Source organism: Stieleria sedimenti (assembly GCF_025060895.1).
Lineage (GTDB): Bacteria > Planctomycetota > Planctomycetia > Pirellulales > Pirellulaceae > Stieleria > Stieleria sedimenti.
Genome location: NZ_JANZKV010000174.1, coordinates 26,090 through 46,064 on the forward strand (window position 1 = coordinate 26,090; position 19,975 = coordinate 46,064).

The following is a 19,975-nucleotide window of genomic DNA, read 5'->3' on the forward strand; positions in this document are numbered from 1 at the left end:
GTCCAGTCTCACGGGTTCACATCGCTCATTTCGCCCGAAAAGATCCGCGACGAATCGCCGCGATGCATCGCATTCGGTCAGCCCGTTTCAAGGGGCTCGGGTGGTGTCGGTGATGACGGATGGGGAAATGTTGCGGGATTTTCTGGTCATGACGGTGGCACGGGCGTGGTGAGCCAACAAGAATACCGGGGTTCACCCGAGATTGACCCCCGTAAGGCAGGCTACATGAACTCGCCCAGTGCACGCAGGAAGCCGAGTCGCAAACGCAGACGCCACCGACACGCGCTGATGGAAAAGCTGGAACCGAGAATGCTGCTGGCGTCGGATTGGCAGAATCCAGCTCGGTCGTTGGACGTGAACAATGACGGCCAGATCAGTTCCATGGATGCGTTGCGGGTGATCAACAAGATCGCCACATCCGATGGGTCAGGCACGCTTGGTGCACGATCCAACCGACTGCAGAGTTTTTATGACACCAGCGGCGACGGTAGGTTGACCACCGTCGACGCGTTGCGGGTGATCAACGGACTGGAGCAGACCGGCGATGGATCAATCCGGGGCTCGAGTCCCGAAGCCGAAGGCGATCTTGCCCCGGCCGGATTCACCAGCGTGATGCTGATGACGCTGCCCGGTGATGACGATCAACTTGTCGATCTATCGGCCCATTTCGAGTTTGTACGCGAAGAGTTCAACGAACTGGGATTCTTCATCGCCGACGACGCATCGGGGTCGGTCGGCGGATTGTCGCCGGAACACCCCGATTATCCAGAGGCCGTGTTTGCGTCGGCGCATCGCGGAGTGGCCTATTCCAAGTTTCGCGCCGAACCGTTTACCCAGAGCAACACGTTTCCTGCCGGCCAACACCTCGGGGTCTATGTGTTGCAGCCGTCGGATGATCTGGGAGACTCGGACCAGCACTTGAGACTGTTGACCGAATCGATTGCGACCGAGGCCACATCACCACAGATCGGCTGGGAAATGCACGCCAGTCGTTGGCCGGGAATGATGATTGGCAATCGAGGGTTCGACGATGTCATCATCGACGTCCAAATGCAGGATCCGTATGACAGCTGCACACTGTTTGTCGATGACCTGACGGGATGGCGAACCTCGCAATCGGGAGGATCGGACGCCGGCCGAGGACGCGTGGTTGCCGACGGCTGCACCGCGGTGCTGACCGAGGGCGACTCGTTTGTCACGACCTTGGAGACGACGTTTGTGGTTCCCGCTGGTGCAAGCGAGCTGAGTTTTACCTACAGCGATCTTCAGTTTGACCGCGGGGACAGCCAGTTCATCAACGATGCGTTCGAAGTCGCACTGGTCGATCGCTTCGGCAACCCACTGATCGCGCCGTACACCGCCACGCGTGACGCGTTTTATAACGTGACGGAGGAACTGGGGGCGGTCGCCGGGTCAGGGGTTTTGACCGAACCGGTCGACGGTGGCACGAAGGTCCGGGTCGATCTGTCCGGCGTGATCGCTGGTGAAACGGCCAACCTGATCTTTCGTCTCGCGAACGACGACACCGACACGACGACGAAGGTGCGCATTGTCGACTATCTGATCCCCGGTTACACGGGAGAGAACGTGGATGTGCCGTCAGGCTCGGTGGCGGTGGGGGACTTTGTTTCGCAACGATCTCGCAGCACGCCCGCACCGCTCTCCATCCCCGACACCACGGTCTCGCCGGATTCCCAGAAGCCGCCGGTCGTCTCCACGCCGATCGATCACCCGAATTCGTTTGTCTACACCACTGCGGATGACTTTGCATCCGGTGCACTCTTCAACTTGCGGGCCAACCAGAATGCCGGTTCGATCCAGTTGAACGCGTCCGGTGGGATCGAGATCCTGCCGATCATCTGGATCTCCAATTCCGGCGATGGCACGGTTTCGAAATTCAATACCGAAACGGGTGAAGAATTGGGACGCTACCGGACCGGCGCCAACAGTGCAACCAATCCGTCGCGGATTGCGGTCACCGGGGATGGCGCGGCTTGGGTCGCCAATCGCGGTGACAACACCAGCATTCCGTACAACGCCGTCAAAATCCTGCACGACGGATTCATCGACCGCAATGGCAACGGCGTGGTGGACACCAGCTTCGATGCCAACGGCGACGGACGCATTTCCGGCAACGAAATGTTGCCCTGGGACGCCAACGGGGACGGCCAACCCGATGACGAACGCATCGCGATGACCATTCACGCGGGGAGAAATCGGAGCAATCCAGATCAGTGGAACTACGGCGGCGGGGCGCGTGGCATCGCGATCGATGGCAATGGAAAACTGTGGGTCGGATTGCTAAACCGAAATCAGTATGAAGTCTTCGACGAAGACAGCGGCGCGTTCGAAAAAATCGTTGCCGTCTCGGGGGCGCCGTACGGATCGGTGATCGATAGCAACGGAATCCTTTACAGCACGACGGCCAATTCCCGCCAACTGGATCGAATCGATACAAACACGCAATCGTACCTGGGCTCGGTCGACATCGGCCAAACCATGTACGGAATCACGCTGGACGAAAACGGCGTCGTTTGGACCTCCGGTTGGCAGGGGTCGTATCTGACACGTTACGATCCGGCCACGGGCGAAATCGATCACTACAACTCGGCAACGGGTGAATCGAGCGGTGGCGGTGTCGCGGTCGACCACAACGGAGACGTCTGGGCGGCGCACTACGACGGTACCTATTTGTTCAAGTGGGAGTTCGCAGACGACCGGCGAACGCTCCTTCAAGCCAAAACCGTCGAAACCGGGGCGCATGCCCTCAAGGGTGCCGCCGTCGATGCGGACGGATTCTTCTGGACCACTTCGTTGAGCAGTCATGCGGCGATCAAAGTCGACCCCGACACGGACCAAGTCGCGTTGTCCGTGCCGACCGGTAACTCGCCGTACAATTACAGCGATTCCACCGGCAGCGTCCGGGCCAACTTGCTCCGGGAAGGCACCTGGACCGAAACGATCGATTCGGGGCGAACCCGTACCGTCTGGACCACCGCGCGAGCGATCGCCGACACTCCCGACGGCAGCGATCTGACGATTCGCGTGAGGGCGTCCGACGATCCGGGTTCGATCGCGTCGTTGCCATGGACGATCACCGAATCGGCTGCGACGCTCCAGGACGTTCGCGGGCAATTCCTTGAAGTTCGACTCACGCTCCAGTCCTCCGATCCGGCCGTCGATCCCAGTGTCATCGAATTTGCCGTCGATGCCTTGCCGCCGCCGGACATCAGTATCGTGAGCCCGTCGACGGAAGCCGCGATCGAGCCATCGACGATCGTTTTGTCCGGCATCGCGACCGCCGCGACTCCGTTTTTGAATGTGGACCAGCAGTTCGCCAATTCGATTGCTTACGTCACGGTCAACGGAAAACCGGTCGATGCGCTGGACGCCGGCGGAACGTTTTACACGCACGTCGATGTCGCCGTCGGCTTGAATGCTTACCAAGTCGAAGCGTTCGATGCGTATGGGCAAAGCCGCTCGGTGACGGTCTCACTGACGGGCCGTGAACCGTCGGGAATTGAGTTGGATCGATACAGTGACATCACCGGCAGCTTTTCGGGGGTGTATGGCCGCACGTCGTTCAACGAGGATCAGCGGCAGTTGTATGTCGACCTGGCCACACGCAACGACGGCGTGTTCGAAAGCCAAGTGCCCCTGTTGGTCGGCGTCCGCAACATCAGCGATCCTTCGGTGTCGGTCGTCGATCCCGACGGCTATCTGGAAGACGGCACGCCGTACTTCGATTTCAGCGGTGCCGTCGACGACGGGACGCTGGAACCGAACGAAGTGACTGGATCGCCGACGATCGCGTTTCAAAATCCACTGAAGCATCAGTTTGACTATGAACTGATTTTCCTGGGTAAACTGAACGAACCGCCCGTGATCACGACGATCCCCGGAACCGGAGCCCCCTACGATCGAACGTATCGTTACAACGTCGACGCGACCGATGCCGATGGCGACACGCTGACGTATGGCTTGACGACCGCGCCGGGCGAGATGACGATCGATCCGTCGACCGGTTTGATCACCTGGATGCCCACCCAGGGTGACATCGGCCAGCACGATGTTGCCGTTCGCGTCAGCGACGGAAAGGGTGGCGTTGCCACACAACGCTACACCATCACGGTTTCCCAAGCACCACCCAACCGCCCACCGGTGATCACCAGCACGCCGGTCACGATTGCCGAGTTGGGTGATCATCCAGGGATCAACGTTGATCTTCAGCAGAACGACAAGTTCTTTCTGCTCGGCGGTGTGGCCGGACAAACGGTCCCGACACAATTTGACTGGACGATTCGACAGGCTGCCTTCAACAACGAATTCGGCGTCTATCGAATCGATGACCCACAGGGAACGGTCAATGGATTGTCGCCAGGCGATCCAGGGTATGGGGCCGCCGCACTCGCTGCCGACAACTCTGTCGTGGTTTTCCGCAGCGGGCTGGGGGCGGGAGCGGTTTCCACCATTGACCTCAGTACGGGACAACTCTACGCCGCTTACATCATTCAAAACGGAACAACGCAACAGTACCGAGACGGAAACAGAGCGGCTTTCTTCTCGTACGAACAAGCACACGGCGGTGTGGATCGGCTTCACGCGACGATTCTTCCCAACGGAAAGACGCAGTTCGCCTGGGAGGATTCGACCGACTTCGACTTTACCGATGTCGTGTACACGATCACGACCGACTCCCTTCAATTGGGATTAACGGATCCGTACCAATATGATGTTCAGGCGATCGATCCCGATCGAGACACATTGACCTACGCATTGGTCGAATCGCCCGTTGGCATGCGAATCGATTCGGCCACCGGCGCGATCGGATGGAATCCCTCGGCCGACCAAATCGGCAATCACGACGTGACGGTCGAGGTCAGCGACGGCAACGGCGGCGTGGCGATTCAAGAATTTGTCGTTTGCGTTCACCCGAACCCGGAGAACCATCCGCCGACGATCGTGTCAACGCCCAACACGTCGTATGGGATCGCCGGAGTCAACAATCCGGCCTCGGGCAATACCAATCCCACTCAGCTCTCCGTCCCCTTAGAAATTGGTGGAACGGTTCAATCGAACATCTCGCTGACGTTGTCCGATTCGGGCGGCAATCTAGGAACGGCCGACATCGTGTTCGTGGTCGACGAATCGGGGTCGATGGCTGGTGAACAGGCGTGGCTCGGTGACATCATTTCATCGCTGGATCAATCGCTGGTCGGGGCGGGACTGACCAACAACCGATACGGATTGGTCGGATTCGCCAATTCAGCCCGCGTGCGGCAGTCTGGCGCCGATCGATGGATGTCCGCGACCGACTTCGCCACCGCAACCGATTCGCTGAGCACCTCGCGTTCGGGAGCGGAGGACGGATACGACGGAATCGAGTACACGCTGAATAACTATTCGTTCCGGGACGAAGCGTCGCGGGTCGTGATCTTGGTCACCGACGAGGAACGAACGACGGTCAACGGATCAGTTTCGTTCACGTCCATCGCCGACCGCCTGGAGAACGAAAACATCCTGTTTTCGATCGTCGCCAACGCGCGAATGGAAGACTCCAACGACGCACTCGCCTTTGGTGTTGCTGCCGACGGGACCGCCTACGTCAGTGACGGCGGAACCGGCTTCACCGTCTCCGATGGCGGCGAGTATGTTCGAAGCGAGCCGGTCGGACGAGGCGACGTGGCCAACATTCGCACCGAATACGTCGATTTGGCCTGGGGAGTCGACGGCATCACTTGGGACTTGAACTTCTTGAGAGAAGATGCGGCGGCCGCTGAAGCCTTCACCAACGTGTTCTCCGACGTTTTGGGTGAAAGCATCATCCGCAACATCCCGATCAACGTCGTCGCCTCCGACACCGATGTCGGCTTTGTCAATCTGACCGGAGTCCAGACCGACATCGCTCCCGGCCAGATCGTGTCGTTTGACGTCCAATTCGCAACCGGTGCACCATCCCGGTTCGATCTGGCGTTCGTCAACGCGAACACCAACGAAGTCCTCGGGTCGATCCCCGTTAACCTGGGCGATGTCTACGAGTACCGGGTGGTCGCAGTCGATCCGGATAATGATGAACTGACCTATCGCCTTCCCGTTGCTCCCGCCGGCATGACCGTTGATTCGGCCGGCAGAATCACGTGGACACCCCCGGCCGACCAGAATGGAGCGGTCGATGTGACGGTCGCCGTTTCCGATGGCCGCGGTGGGGTAGACGACCAATCGTTTCAAATTCAGCTCGCCGCACCGGGGTCCGGATCCATTGCCGGAACGATTACATCGGAACCCTACGCGTTTACGGGAATCACCATCGGCGATGTTGACGGATTCGGCTTTGAAGATCCGTCAGCACTTCTGTCCGCACAAAACGCTCCGGTCGACACCGATGGAAATGGCCTACTACAAGACGGCGAGTTTTTGCCGGACTTGAACGGCAATCTTGACGTCGCAACCGGATCCGGAGACGAATTTGATAACCGCGACCTCGCAGAACTCGATGGAAAGTCGATCAACGGATTCGGGTTCGTCGATCGGGGGTCCAGCGGTTCTCAGTGGACCGACATCGCTCTGTCGACAACCTACCAGGGCAACAACTTTCCCGATCCCACCGGTGCCGGCATCCCGAACGAGCCGACGTTTGAGTTTCGTTTTGAGGTTCCCAAGGAAAGTGTCGCTGAAGGAACGGAGCTTTTCGTGAACGTCGTCTTTGGCGATTACGACGTCATCCCGGCGAGCATTGAGGTGATTGTGAACGATGGATCGGGCTCGGCTGGAGAAACCATCGCTGTTCCGCTTTCGGTTCAGCCGGCAAGCGAAAATGGGTTGATTCAGTCGGCCTCCGCGAGTCTCCAATTCGATCAGGTGTTCAACGACATTGGTACATCATGGAACGGCTACTTGGATGTGCGGTTTGTCGCCTCCCAGGAACCCTACACTGCGTTTGACTACGTTGAATTAGGCCTGGACTCGGTCACCCAGCAGCCGGATCCCTCTGAAGTGAGCTTGCCGGGTTGGACCGTTTTCATCGACTCCAACAACAACACCGTGTTCGATCCCGGCGAACGATTTACTCAGACGGATTCAGAAGGCCACTTTGAATTCCAGAACTTGGCCGCCGGAGACTACAACGTTCGGCAGGTCATCCAGCAGGGCTGGAGTCCCAGTTTTCCCGCTGACAGCGTCTATACGATTCGCTTGAATTCAGGCCAATCGGCGACAAACGTCAGTTTTGTCAATTCGGACGTGAGCGGCGGTCTGAATCAGCGGCCGGTCATCACCAGCTCCGCGCTGACGGAGGTAACGCTAGGCGATCTGTATCGCTATGACGCCGTCGCGATGGATCCGGAAAACGATGCCTTGGAATACCGTTTGCCGCTCGAGCCGGGCGGTATGACGATTCATCCGCAACTCGGTTCGATCGTTTGGCTGCCGACCGAGGAGCAACTCGGCAGCCACAACGTGCTGGTACAAGTCAGTGACGGTCGGGGCGGATTGACCGTCCAATCGTTCCAGGTGGTCGTCACCGCGCCGAACGTCGCCCCGGCGATCACGTCCGCTCCAGCTGTGATGGCAACTGCCGGAAAACCTTTCACCCATCGGCTGCGCGCCCAAGATGCCGACGGTGATCAGGTGACGTGGCGGCTGAGTGACACCGCTCCGGACGGGATCACCATCTCGCCAGTGGAATTGAGAAATACCGGCGACCAGTTGGTTGACGCGTATCAAGAACTCGTGTGGAACGTTCCCGACACCGCAGCGGGATCCGCAGTGACCTTCTCCATCATCGCCGAAGACGGTCGGGGCGGGGCGGACTCACAGGACTGGACGTTAAGCATCAACGACGCTTCGGCTATCAATCGGGATCCCGTGATCCATTCATCGCCCCGGCCGACCGCCCGGTTCGGACTCGACTGGACGTACGACTTGCAAGCCTCTGATCCTGACGGAGACACACTGACCTATCAATTGATCGATCCGCCCGATGGCATGCAGATCACCGCCGCCGGAATCGTCAGTTGGACACCACCGTCAAATGCCGCAACCAGCAACGCGATCGAAATCGAGGTTGGCGATGGGCGAGGCGGGGGGGCGACCCAGATGTTCGATCTGACCGTCGCATCGGTCGACATCAACCAGTCTCCGGAAATCACTTCCGTGCCGCCGACGCATTCGGTCAGCGGCCGGGGCTATCAATACGATGCCATCGCACGCGATCCCGACGGAGATCCGGTCACTTGGGAATTGGCCGTCGCGCCTCGTGGCATGTCGATCGATCCGTACACCGGTGTCGTCCGCTGGACTCCCGATGAGTCGCAGATCGGCAGCCATTTCGTTGAGATCACTGCCACCGATATCCTGGTCGGTCAGGCGACGCAACGATTCAGCATCGACGTCGGATGCAACAACGTCGCTCCGGCGATCGTTTTGATTCCGCCGACGGTTGGTTACAGCGACCGAGTCTACATCTACGCGGTCGGCGGCCAGGATTTGGGTAACGACCCGCTGACCTGGAAACTGCTCGAAGCCCCCGATGGAATGGAGATCAATGAATCGACCGGCGTGATTCGTTGGATGCCGACCGCTGCTCAAACCGACTCGCACGACGTCGTGGTCGAAGTCAGCGATGGATTCAATACGGGAACGCAAGCGTACACTGTCGTCATCAAGTCGTCCGACGAGCTGGTCGTCCCCGGCGATCCGAGCAAGGGGACCGTTGGAAATCGCGCCCCGATCATCACCTCGACGCCGGGCTTTGCCGCCGAAGCAGGAACGCTGTACACGTACCAGGTCCGCGGCGTGGATCCCGACGGTGACGCGGTGACGTACTCGATCGCCGGCGATCTGCCGGCGACGATGACGATCGACGATGGGGGATTGATCCGTTGGACGCCCAGCGAACAAGACCCGAGCCCGACGATTGTGGTGACCGCGACCGACGTCCATGGTGCGACTTCTTCGCAAACCTACTTCCTGTCCGTCGCGGTCAACAGCGCCCCCCAGATCAACTCGACGCCGATCGACACCGTCGTGCGCGGTGCGACGTACCGTTACACCGTCCGTGCCAGCGATCCCGATGGCGATCCGCTGACCTACCGCTTGAACGAAGATGCCCCCGATGGCATGACGATCGATCGGTTTGGACGCATCATCTGGCAGACCGCCGACTTTGCCGAAGACACTTCCAATGTGACGGTGTCCGTTTCCGACGATCGAGGGAAATCGGCGAGCGAGGCTTGGCAGATTACGTTGCTTGACGACACCATCCCGCCTCAGGTTTCATTCACCATCATTGCCGGAGATCGGACCTTCCAAGGCGACGGTCAGGTGGATCAGGGCTCCAGTTATACCGTCCGCGTGTTGGCGACCGACAACGTCGGTGTGGTGGACGTCGGCTTGATCGTTGACGGCGCGATGGTGACTCTCGATGACACCGGCGCGATCGTCCTGACCGGCCAGACCGCCGGCACGGTTGCGTTGGAAGCGTTCGCAATCGACACGGCGGGATTGCGCGGCCAAAGCGATGGGACGGTCACGATCGTCGATCCGTCTCGGCCAAATCAGCCCGTCGATCCGACCAATCCGGCAACCGTCATTCCTCCGGACCTGCCGCCGCATCCGGGATTTGACCCCACCGACAATCAGCCGCCGCAGGTGGTGATCACGTCACCGGAGGTCGGTGAGAACGTGATGGGGCTGGTGACGATCGAAGGCACCGTCGACGATCCCGAAGATAATCTGTGGTATTACCGCGTGTTTTATGCGCGTGCCGACAAGGTTTCACTGAGCGGGATCAACCTGTCCGATCCCGATTGGGTGATGATCAATGAAGGGACCGAAGAAGTCCACGACGGCGTGTTGGCGGAGTTCGACAGTTCGGCAGTGTCCAAAGACGGCTACGCGATCGTCGTTGCGGCTTATGACGTCAACGGTCGGGGCCACGTGCAACCGACGACGGTCAACGTCGAAGGCAACCTGCAGCTCGGCAATTTCCGCTTGGAGTTCACGGATGTGTCGATCCCATTGGTGGGAATCCCGATCGCCGTCACGCGCGTTTACGACACCCTCAACGCGGGCGATGAAGGCGACTTCGGCTACGGCTGGAGCCTGGGTGTGCAAGACGCGAGGATCTTCGAAGCCGGTGCCGTTGGGAAAGGAGGAGCACTCAGTTTTAGCGATGACAAGTTTGTCGAAGATAAGACGAAGGTCTATTTGACCAATCCCTCCGGCCAGCGGGTCGGATTCACCTACAACGTGACCGATCTACGGGGCAGTTTCTTCGGATCAACCGGTCGACCGGTCTTCACCCCTGATCCGGGCGTTTATGACACCCTCACCATCGATCAAACGACCGTCGCGGTCGGCGGGCTTGTCGGCGCGCTGGCCGGCGGCATCAATCCAGACAACTACACGCTCACGACCAAGGACGGACTAAAGTACCGCTACAACCAATTCCAAGGCCTGCAATCGATCACCGATCTCAACGGAAACGTCGTCACGTTTACCGACGACGGCATTTCGCACTCCAGCGGCGCGTCGCTGGACTTTGTTCGCGATCCGAAAGGTCGCATCACCGAAGTCGTTGAACCGTCCGGTGACAAAATCATCTACCAATACGATGTCATCGGTGATCTCCGCAGCGTCACCGATCTGACCGGACTGACCACTTCCTACACCTATCGCGACAATCCGGCCCATTACCTCGACCAGGCTTTCGATCCCCAAGGTGACGCCGTTCTGACGGCGGTCTACGAGCAACATCCCGACAGCCGACAGTATGAGTTTAAAGGTGTGGTTGATGCCACCGGGAACCGAATCGATGATCGTGATTTTGACGTCGAGTCGAACTCTGCGGTGGTTCGCGATGCCAACGGAAATCCCACGGAGCTGACGTACGATGATCGAGGCAACGTGCTGGAGGAACAGGATCCACTTGGACGTGTGACCTATCGCGAGTACGGCGATCCGAACAACCCCGATCTCGAGACTCGGATCATTGACCGGTTGGGATTTGTTTCCGAGCGTGAATATGACAACGACGGAAACATCATTCGTCTCACGGAGCGGGGAACCGAATCCGATCCCTTTGCGGAGCCGATCGTGACGACGTTCACGTATGACAACGGCAATCGAGTCAACTCCGTCCAAAATGCGGCCGGTGCCACGACCGCCTTCGACTACGACCCGCGCGGGAATCTGACACGAATCACGAACGCCGAGGGAAACATGTCGGCGTTCACCTACGATGGCCGGGGACGCAGAACGACGTTTACCGATTTCAACGGCAACACGACGACATTTGATTACACCAATGCCTGTCCCTGTGGTTCGCCGTCACAGATCACGTACGCGGATGGAAGTTACGAGACCTTCCAGTACAACCGATTCGGTCAAGTCACTCGCGAGGCCTCGTATGATGCCGACGGGACACTCGTTGAACAGATGGAAACCAAATACGATTCGTCAACCCGAGTGATTGAGGAGACGACGGGACTGGCAGGGGATCCGAATCATCCGCCCACCATCGTACGCAAATTTTACGACGATCAACTGCTCGATTGGGAGATCATCGTCAGTCCCGAGTCGATTGACGCAAACGGCAACCTGACCGAATCGCCGGCGACACCCATCGACGAACGATTCAGCCGGATCACCGACTACGAATACGACCCAAACGATCGGTTGATCCGCCAGACCGATGCCGAAGGCGGCGTCGTCCAGTACCGCTACGACGCCCACGGCAATCGTGTGCTGCTGCAGGATCCCGTTGGCAACATCACGACATGGGTGTATGACGAACTGAACCGTGTGGTGGAAGAACGTGATCCGTTTTACTGGGTCGAGCTGGTCGGCGCGGACTTGAGTCTGCAAACGCTTTCCAACGACGAACTGCTCGAACGCATCGCCCCGATCGATCCCGTCTCGCCCGCCAATCCCTCCGACCCGCGAGATCCACTTTACGACGACCCGAGTGGTGCAGACTGTGCAACCGACACGGCGGCCGAACACGTTCGATTGACGTGTTATGACGCCGAAGGCAACCAGAGCATGACGATCGATCGCAATGCTCGACGCCGAGAGTTTGAATACGACCACGCCGGCAGTCTTGTCGAAGAACGCTGGTACAACGCACCCGATGATGCGACTGATCCGAATGCCTTGGTGGAAACCATTCAATTCAGCTACGACGCGCTCGGCAACATGCTGACGGCGAGCGATTCGAACAGCCGCTACTCGTATACCTATGACGAGTTGAACCGGCTGACGTCGGTCGACAACAACCCACTGGGCGATCGCGACGTCCCGCGGGTGATTTTGAATTACCAGTATGACGCACAAGGCAACCTCACGAAGACGTACGACGATACCGGAGTCACCGTCGAATCGGAATACGATTCGCGCAACCGTCTCTGGATCAGAAAATGGTACGACGCCGATGTGCCCGCGGGTGATACCCCTGACGTCGATCCGGCGCGAGTCGATTTCTTGTACACCGCCGCCGGCCGCGAGAAAGAAGTCCGCCGCTATTCAGATCTGGACGCAAACACGCTCGTCGGCCGAACCGAACGGACCTACGACACCGCCAGCCGATCCGACGAGCTGATTCATCGCAACGCCGCCGACGAACTGCTCGCCGGATACGATTACGACTACGATTTCAGTGGGCTTTTGACCGCCGAAGAACGCACGCACCAAAATCCGCAGTCCGCTCAAAGTATCACGTACGGCAATGACTTGACCGGTCAAGTGACCGACGCCATCTTCAGCGGGCAAGCGGACGAGCACTACACCTACGACGCCAACGGCAACCGCCTCGCATCAATGGTCGGTGGCGACGAACAATCCTACACAACCGGTTCCGCCAATCAACTTGTAAGCGATGGCATCTACCGCTACGAGTATGACGGTGAAGGCAACCAGATCAAACGCGTCCACCTGGAAACGGGCGTCACCCGAACGTTCCGCTACGATCACCACAACCGCCTTGTTCGCGTCGACGACTGGAGCAGCGATCCAGGAAGCGTCGCGAATCCGGCCGCCGGATCGATCCTGACGCAAACCGTCCAATACACCTACGATTCCCACGGCCGCAGAGTCGCTCAACGTATTGATTCAGATGGAGAAGGCCCAGATCTTGATGAACGTACTTTCTTTGTGCTTCATGAAAGCAATGTATGGGCTGACTTGCGGCAAACGGGTGAGCGGACCAGCATTTACCTGTTCCGAGATGAGTTGGACCAAAATGTTGCGCGTTTTCAACCCGCGCTAGGAACGTCTTGGTACCTAGCCGATCATCTGCGTTCGATCCGAGACATCCAAGGATTGGGACCGAACGTACAGAATCATAGTGAATTCGGCGTTTTCGGATCGCTCCTCTCGCGTACGAATTCAACCGTGGCGGACCGCTACAACTTTACGGGGCGAGAATTGGATTTCTCAACCAACGATTACTTCTTCAGAGCCCGATTCATGTCTCCGTTGACGGGAAGATTCCTACAGCAAGACCCACTGGGGATCGAATCGGAAGATGTGAACTTCTATCGCTACGCGCTCAACGCCCCTTCGATTGCGACTGACGCCACTGGCTTGACGACGATCATCGAATACAAACTTACAATCGGTAATCGCACGTTTGGAATCGCACTACACGGCGGGCACCACTACTGGACGATCCTCGGACGTCAGCTCTGGTGTATCCACCTGCAGCTTCTTTTTCACACTCACGGCGTCGGAGCGGGCCGGATTCAGATTCCACTCCCGTGGTGCCGGGGATCACGATTCCCTAGGTTCTAGCAATCAGGCGAGCGACCGATGGATGCACTCGAGCACGTCAAACGCAGATACATTGGAAAGTCATATTCGTTTTGGATCAAACGAATCGGCCAGGATCCGATTATTGAGCAAGTACCTTGCGGTACCAACCTTGAGATCGACGTTTCAGCAGTCTGGGAGCAAGAACCAGGGGGATCGATACTGGTGCTGATTTCGGAATCCAGTCACAAGCTGTGGAAAATAAACATGCCCACCGTCTCCTTCGTTGTGCATCCACCGCCAAGCAGCGATGCGAACAACACGCAGCAGTAGGGAGATCGCCGATACGATGCTCAATCAATGAAAAAGGGGAAAGGGGTTTTAAATGAAAAGGGGAAGGGGGTTTTATTGCGGTTAGGGTCTGTTGATCTTGTGGCCGATCGGTCAGAGCATCGTGTCCCCCATTTTCTTGTCACCCATTTTACTGTCTGCCCCTCCACTCCTGGCAAACTTTACCGGTTGGGAGAACCGTCGCGGACGTAGCGATTCTTTTGCTCGATCCAATCGTGTCGCCCGCGAATTCGGATGATCTGTTGCCTCTGACATAATCCGACCGCCGATACCAGTCTGTGGGGTGGTTGTGCAGCCTTCGATTCGCCATCGGATTCGGAGCGTGTTGGCTGGAGGTAGTCGAGCGGCATTTTTGATGTCGGGGAAGGAGATTCGGGTGATGATTCGACGCACTGTTCTTCGTTTCGCCGCAACGGCGGCTCTGTTTGCTGCTGGCGATTGCTGTTTGCATGCACAGGACGAGTTTCTTGACGGCTGCTGTGACGCACCGGTGTGTGATAGCGTCGAATGCGACACCCTGGACGAATGCTGCGATGCAATGTTCTCGCGTGAGAATATCGCTTGCACAACCTTGCAGGATCGACTCCCCTCGATGATCGGCGATTTCTTTGCCGGTCCGGGGGCGCGGGCGGTGGGTGACTATCGGCTCGATCGTGTGTTCGTGTTTGCCAATGACTTGGATGCTCCCGCGACGTTGCCGCCGGGGACAAGCACACTGATGATTTCGGAATCCGGACCGGTCGGCATCTACGCGAGCAGTTTGGCGTCCGTTCAAGAAGCACAAGCGATCTTGCGCGCCGGCGGGACATTTCCCGCGGCCAGCTTGGCCGGCACGATCGCCGGCAACGCCACGTTGACGACCGTCGATACGATCTCGCAGATCCAAGCCCAGCTCGCTTCGACCGCACAGGCCTACGACATCATCTTGCTGCAACCTCCGCCGGGCACTTACGACACGGGCGTCCAGGCGGCTTTCCAGAGTCGCAATGCGCTAACGGGGACGACCGTCTTTAACGCGAATGCGTCGGGAGCGATGCTGCAAGGCGGGACGGATTCGATGAACGGCGGCGAGGACTTCGACGCGTATTATTTCTACGATTATCTGATTCGCTTCGACACGGCGTTGCCGAGCGTGGCAAACGGTGGCGTCGGATCGATGAAGATCGCCGAGGGCGGAAGCGTGTTGCCGCAGGACCGTGTGTTCTTCAATTACAGCTTTTTCGATGATGTGGTTGCCAGCAATGCGTCCAGCAGCCTGAATCGGTTCACGCCCGGATTTGAAAAGACGTTTCTCGACGGCCAGGTGTCGGCGGAGTTGCGGATCCCGTTCGCGACCGATGCCGTCAGCGATTTCAACGCAACCGGCACCGCGGTCTCCAACGGATCCAGTGCCGAACTGGGCAACATCATGCTGTACGTCAAAGCCCTCTTATACGGCACCGAGACGTACGCCCTGACCGGTGGCGTCGGTTTCGGGTTTTCGACGGCGGACGACATCGCCGTTGACTTGGCCGATGGAACGCCGCTGTTGCGTGTCGAAAACGACGCCGTGCAAATCCAACCGTTCTTGGGATGGTTGTACATGCCGTCGGAGAAATGGTTCGCACAAGGTTTCACCCAATTCAGTTTTTCGACCGACGAAAACGACGTGTGGACGAATTTCGGTCAAGGACTGCAGGCGGCGGGTTCGTTCGATGATCCCGACTACTACTTTTTCGATGTCGCTTTAGGTTGTTGGGCCTACCGAAACGATGACGCGGCGTGTTTGACGGGGATCATTCCCACCGTGGAGGTCCACCACAGCAATTCGCTCGACAACGACGCGTCGATCGTGACGGCCGGGAACATCCAGGTGGGAAACTGGGGCGGAACGACGAGTCTGACGAGCGCGGTCGTGGGAACGACGTTTGAATTCAAACAGCAGGCCCAATTGACAGCCGGCTATGCCGTTCCACTGACGTCCAGCGATCGACAATACGACGGGGCGTTTCGCATGCAGTACACACGGCTGCTGCGGTAGTTGGGAGGGGAATGACAGAAAAAGAGGGGGCAGAAAAATGAGGAGCTCAGTTGGATGCTGCCCTTGTCCTGCTCAACCCCATGCTGATTTTCTTGTCACCGATTTTCCTGTCTACCTGTACCTGTCCCTGTCCGAAGCGACTAACCGATTTCGGGATACGTCCAGGGCTGGCGGTACTTTCGTTTCAGCATGCCGTTGGCCTCTTCGTCACCGATGATGGTTTCGGTGGCGGAGTCCCAGCGGACGCTGCGGCCGAGTTTCATCGAGAGCATGCCCAGCAGGGCGAGCGTCGTGGCTTGGTGTCCGACTTCGATGTCCGCGACGGGGCGGCTTCCCGATTCGATTCCGCGAAGAAAATCGGCGTAGAGCAATTTCAGGTTGTGACCGTCGGGTTCTTGCAACTGGGCGTCTTGGTGGATCACTTGTTTCTTGCCGTCGGCCGGATAGAACGTCCAACCATCGCGCCATCCGAGATGGAAGGTTCCCTGGGTGCCGAAAAAGTAGCAGCCGATGCTGGTTTGCTCGGGGCCTTGCCCGGCAAACTTGCGATGTTCCCAGGTTGCGGTGAAGGAATCAAATTCGTAGGTTGCGGTCTGATGATCGGGGGCGTCGGTGGTTTGTTCGTCGGCATTCAAGATGGCGGCCCCGGCAATCGGTCGTCCGCCGGTTGAATGCACACTACGGGGTGATTGCTGGTCGCTCCACCAAAGCATCTGGTCCAGCCAGTGGACGCCCCAATCGCCGAGGGTTCCGTTGGCAAAATCCAGGAAGTGACGAAAGCCGCCGGGGTGAATCCGCCGACAATAGGGACGCAGTGGCGCGGGGCCGCAATACATCTCCCAATCGAGGTTCTCCGGTGGTTCGCTGTTGCGTGTCGGCTTCTCCGCGCCGCCCTTGCTGTGCACGAACATGCGAACGAGCCCGATCTCGCCGGCACCTCCGTCCTTCAAGAATTTCATGCCGGAGACATGGTGGGGGCCGATGCGTCGGTGCAGACCGACTTGGACCAGCCGATCCGACGCTCGGGACGCTGCCAAGATGGCTTTGCTTTCGCCGATCGTGTGGCCGGTCGGTTTTTCGATAAAGACGTGGGCGCCGGCTTCAATCGCCGCCAACGCATTGAGGGCGTGCCAGTGGTCCGGCGTGGCGAGGATCGCCACCTCGACGTCTTCCTTTTCGAACAGCTCGCGATAGTCGGAGTAGGTTCGTGGGGTATCGCCCGACAAGTCCGTTACTTCCTCGGCGTTGATCTCCAGTCGATCAGAATCGACATCGCACAGCGCGACCACTTTGGTTTGGCCGCCGGCCATCGCTTCACGCAGGATATTCATGCCCCACCATCCGGCCCCGATCAACGCCGTGCGGTATTGTTTGTCTTTGGAGGCCGCGTGAATCTTGGGGGCGGAGGCGAGTGTCGCGGCGGCGGCAGTTCCCGCGAGAAAGGATCGACGTTGAATGGGCATCGTTGGATGAGGTGGGTGTTGCGAAGCCGGGGAGGTCAGGGGATCGACAGGCGGGAGGACTCTCCCACGGGTATTCTAGTCACGGCAGTCGACGCAGACGAGTTGACCTTGGACGCTGCGACAGAAGATGCGGCCGCCGGAGAGGACGGGGGCGGTCCAGGATTTTCCGTCCAAGACTTTCCCTTGAGCGATGGGGTCCCAGCCGTCGGGCGTCGCCGGTGCGATCATCAATTTTCCTGGTTCGGTCAGCAACAGCAACTTACCGCCGGCCAACGCCAAGCCTCCCGGTTGCAGGTCATCGACCGACCAGCGGATCTCACCGGTCGACCACTCCATGCAACGCAACCGTGCGCCGGTTTCCATGTCGCCGTCGATGCCGTAGAGGTGGCCCTGATAAAGAATCGAACCGTGGATCTGGTTTTTCATCTCCTTTGATTTCCAAATCAGACTCGGCGTCGCGTCATTCAGATCGAACAGTGCCGCGCCGCGATTGTATCCCGAACAGAGAAACATCTTGCCGTCATGGATGATCGGATCGGCGGCGTTGCAATTGAAACTGGTCAACCAACGCTCGGCCCAAAGTTGTTTGCCCGACTCGACATCAATCCCGATGTAGGCGCGTCCCGACGCGATCACGGCCGCGGTCGGATTGGAGTCGGGGATCAACACGGGCGACGCGTAACCGCATTCCCGGTCATCGGAGTTCCACAACCGTTCGCCGCTATGCTTGTCGACCGCGACTCCGGACTCGCCGATGTTCAACAACAGTTTGTCACCGATCACCAGCGGAGCGGCTGAACATCCCCAGCCGGGCAATCGCACATCCGTCTCCTCGGCGACATTCTTGCCCCACACTTTGGTTCCATCGGACGTCTGCAGACAAAACAGTTCACCGGCACGCCCCATCACGTAGATCCGATCCCCATCGACGGTCGGTGTCGAAATCGGACCACCTTCGAAGTCGCGGTCGTCCAATTCCGCGGGATAGCCGAACGTCCAAACCACGTTTCCGTCGGCGACGTTCAGGCAAAAGACGACGTCTTGGTCACCGACGTGTCCGAGCGTGAAGGCACGTCCGTCTTTGACCACGACGGACGAAAACCCGGTGCCGACCGAATGGGACCACGCGATTGTCGGCTGCCCATTTTTCCAATTGCAGTTCCACTCCGTTTCGGTTGAAATTCCATTTCCATTGGGTCCCCGCCAGCGGTACCAATCTTCGGCTGCGCAGGACGAAACGCCGATGGGAAGGACAAGCACCAGCAACGAGCGGAACAAGACTGACGTCGCGACGCGGGCAGGGGGGTGAACGGTCCGTCGTTGTCCGGCGACGACAGTAACGCAAAGGCAGACAACAAATCTCAGTGCGTGGCGAAGCAATAAGAAGCGGGGCAAGGGCATCGTCGTAGTCGGTCGAATCGGGGGCAGGCGTCAAAGGCGGGCCGTCAATTTACCATTGCAACGCAAACGCGTACACGCGTTCTTGTTTGCCATGCGACGAAACCTCCCTCGCACACGAAGAACCTCCCTCGCACACGAAGGTCGTGCATTTTTCGCGATTCGTTCTTCTGGCAGGAGGGGCGAGCGAAGTCGGGAGGTCGAACGTTGAAAGGCGGTGTCAACCAGGCCAATCACCCCTCCAAGAGTTTTCCGAACAGCCCGAGCAGGAACCCGAACACAGCACCAAGCGGCGGAAAGCTGCTGTTTTTCAGTGTCGCTTGGGGTGCGATGTCTTCGAAAACCAAGTAGAGAATGCCTGCTGCGGCGAAGACTTGCATCCAACCGAGAGCCGCCTCGTGATCGGGTAACACCAGGTATCCCACAAAGCCCAACAGTGGACCGAGCAAGGCCGCGATCATGAACCACCACAAGATTTTGCGGCTTGCCATGCCGGTGCTGCGAAGCTCGCGATAGGCATTGAAGCCTTCGGGCAGATTTTGCAGGGTGATGATCCCCGCCAGCAGCAGCGCGCCGCCCTTGCCGGCGGAGATCAATGCACCTAACGCCATCACTTCTGGAATGAAGTCCGACAGCATGGCGACAAGTTGAGACGCGGAGGATTGACTTCGATTGAGCAACGCCTGCAATCCCCAAAAGCACAGCCCGCCGGCGGTAAAGGCGAGCACTGCTTCCCAGGTCGCGATTCGTTCGGTGCCGTGGGGGATCAGCACCAATGCAACCGCGGAGAACAGGGCGCCACCGCCGAACGCAATCACGGTGTGACGGAATTCCTCTTCGAGCCATCCGGGGCGAATCTTCTCGAACGACGCAACCACACCGCCCAGTGGGATCGCCCCGCCGGCAACGGCGGTAAGGACGATCAATTGAATGATGGGCTCCATCAGAATGCGATCTCCTGGTCAACCGGCAATTGCGTCTGCAGCTGTGTCTGGCG

The 19,975-nt window shown here is 58.6% G+C and carries 6 protein-coding genes; 3 read left to right on the forward strand and 3 right to left on the reverse strand.

What is annotated here, in order from left to right:
• Nucleotides 1-288 precede the first annotated feature (288 nt).
• From NZK35_RS22010 to NZK35_RS22020, 3 genes are all read left to right on the forward strand, one after another.
• Nucleotides 289-13,788 (forward strand): putative Ig domain-containing protein, encoded by a 13,500-nt coding sequence (locus NZK35_RS22010; protein ID WP_259634679.1) that lies wholly within the window; start codon nt 289-291, stop codon nt 13,786-13,788.
• A gap of 18 nt (nt 13,789-13,806) precedes the next feature.
• Nucleotides 13,807-14,079: a hypothetical protein gene (locus tag NZK35_RS22015; protein ID WP_259634680.1), complete on the forward strand. Its 273-nt coding sequence runs from the start codon at nt 13,807-13,809 to the stop codon at nt 14,077-14,079.
• Between the two features lie 397 nt (nt 14,080-14,476).
• A complete protein-coding gene (locus NZK35_RS22020) occupies nt 14,477-16,117 on the forward strand; it encodes a hypothetical protein (protein ID WP_259634681.1) in 1,641 nt (546 codons plus the stop codon).
• A gap of 140 nt (nt 16,118-16,257) precedes the next feature.
• On the opposite strand, the gene NZK35_RS22025 is transcribed toward NZK35_RS22020, so the two are convergent.
• The 3 genes from NZK35_RS22025 to NZK35_RS22035 form a co-directional block, all read right to left on the reverse strand.
• On the reverse strand, nt 16,258-17,580 hold the full coding sequence (locus NZK35_RS22025) for a Gfo/Idh/MocA family protein (RefSeq protein WP_259634682.1): 1,323 nt from the start codon (nt 17,578-17,580) through the stop codon (nt 16,258-16,260).
• A gap of 75 nt (nt 17,581-17,655) precedes the next feature.
• Nucleotides 17,656-18,981 (reverse strand): PQQ-binding-like beta-propeller repeat protein, encoded by a 1,326-nt coding sequence (locus NZK35_RS22030; protein WP_259634683.1) that lies wholly within the window; start codon nt 18,979-18,981, stop codon nt 17,656-17,658.
• Nucleotides 18,982-19,211: 230 nt separating this feature from the next.
• Entirely contained in the window at nt 19,212-19,922 is a 711-nt protein-coding gene (locus NZK35_RS22035; RefSeq protein WP_259634684.1) for a ZIP family metal transporter, read from the reverse strand.
• Nucleotides 19,923-19,975 lie beyond the last annotated feature (53 nt).

Bases quoted from the DNA above. Each gene is read 5' to 3' on its own strand.
- NZK35_RS22010 (WP_259634679.1), top strand. From the start codon at position 289: ATGGAAAAGCTGGAACCGAGAATGCTGCTGGCGTCGGATTGGCAGAAT.
- NZK35_RS22015 (WP_259634680.1), top strand. From the start codon at position 13,807: ATGGATGCACTCGAGCACGTCAAACGCAGATACATTGGAAAGTCATAT.
- NZK35_RS22020 (WP_259634681.1), top strand. From the start codon at position 14,477: ATGATTCGACGCACTGTTCTTCGTTTCGCCGCAACGGCGGCTCTGTTT.
- NZK35_RS22025 (WP_259634682.1), bottom strand. From the start codon at position 17,580: ATGCCCATTCAACGTCGATCCTTTCTCGCGGGAACTGCCGCCGCCGCG.
- NZK35_RS22030 (WP_259634683.1), bottom strand. From the start codon at position 18,981: ATGCCCTTGCCCCGCTTCTTATTGCTTCGCCACGCACTGAGATTTGTT.
- NZK35_RS22035 (WP_259634684.1), bottom strand. From the start codon at position 19,922: ATGGAGCCCATCATTCAATTGATCGTCCTTACCGCCGTTGCCGGCGGG.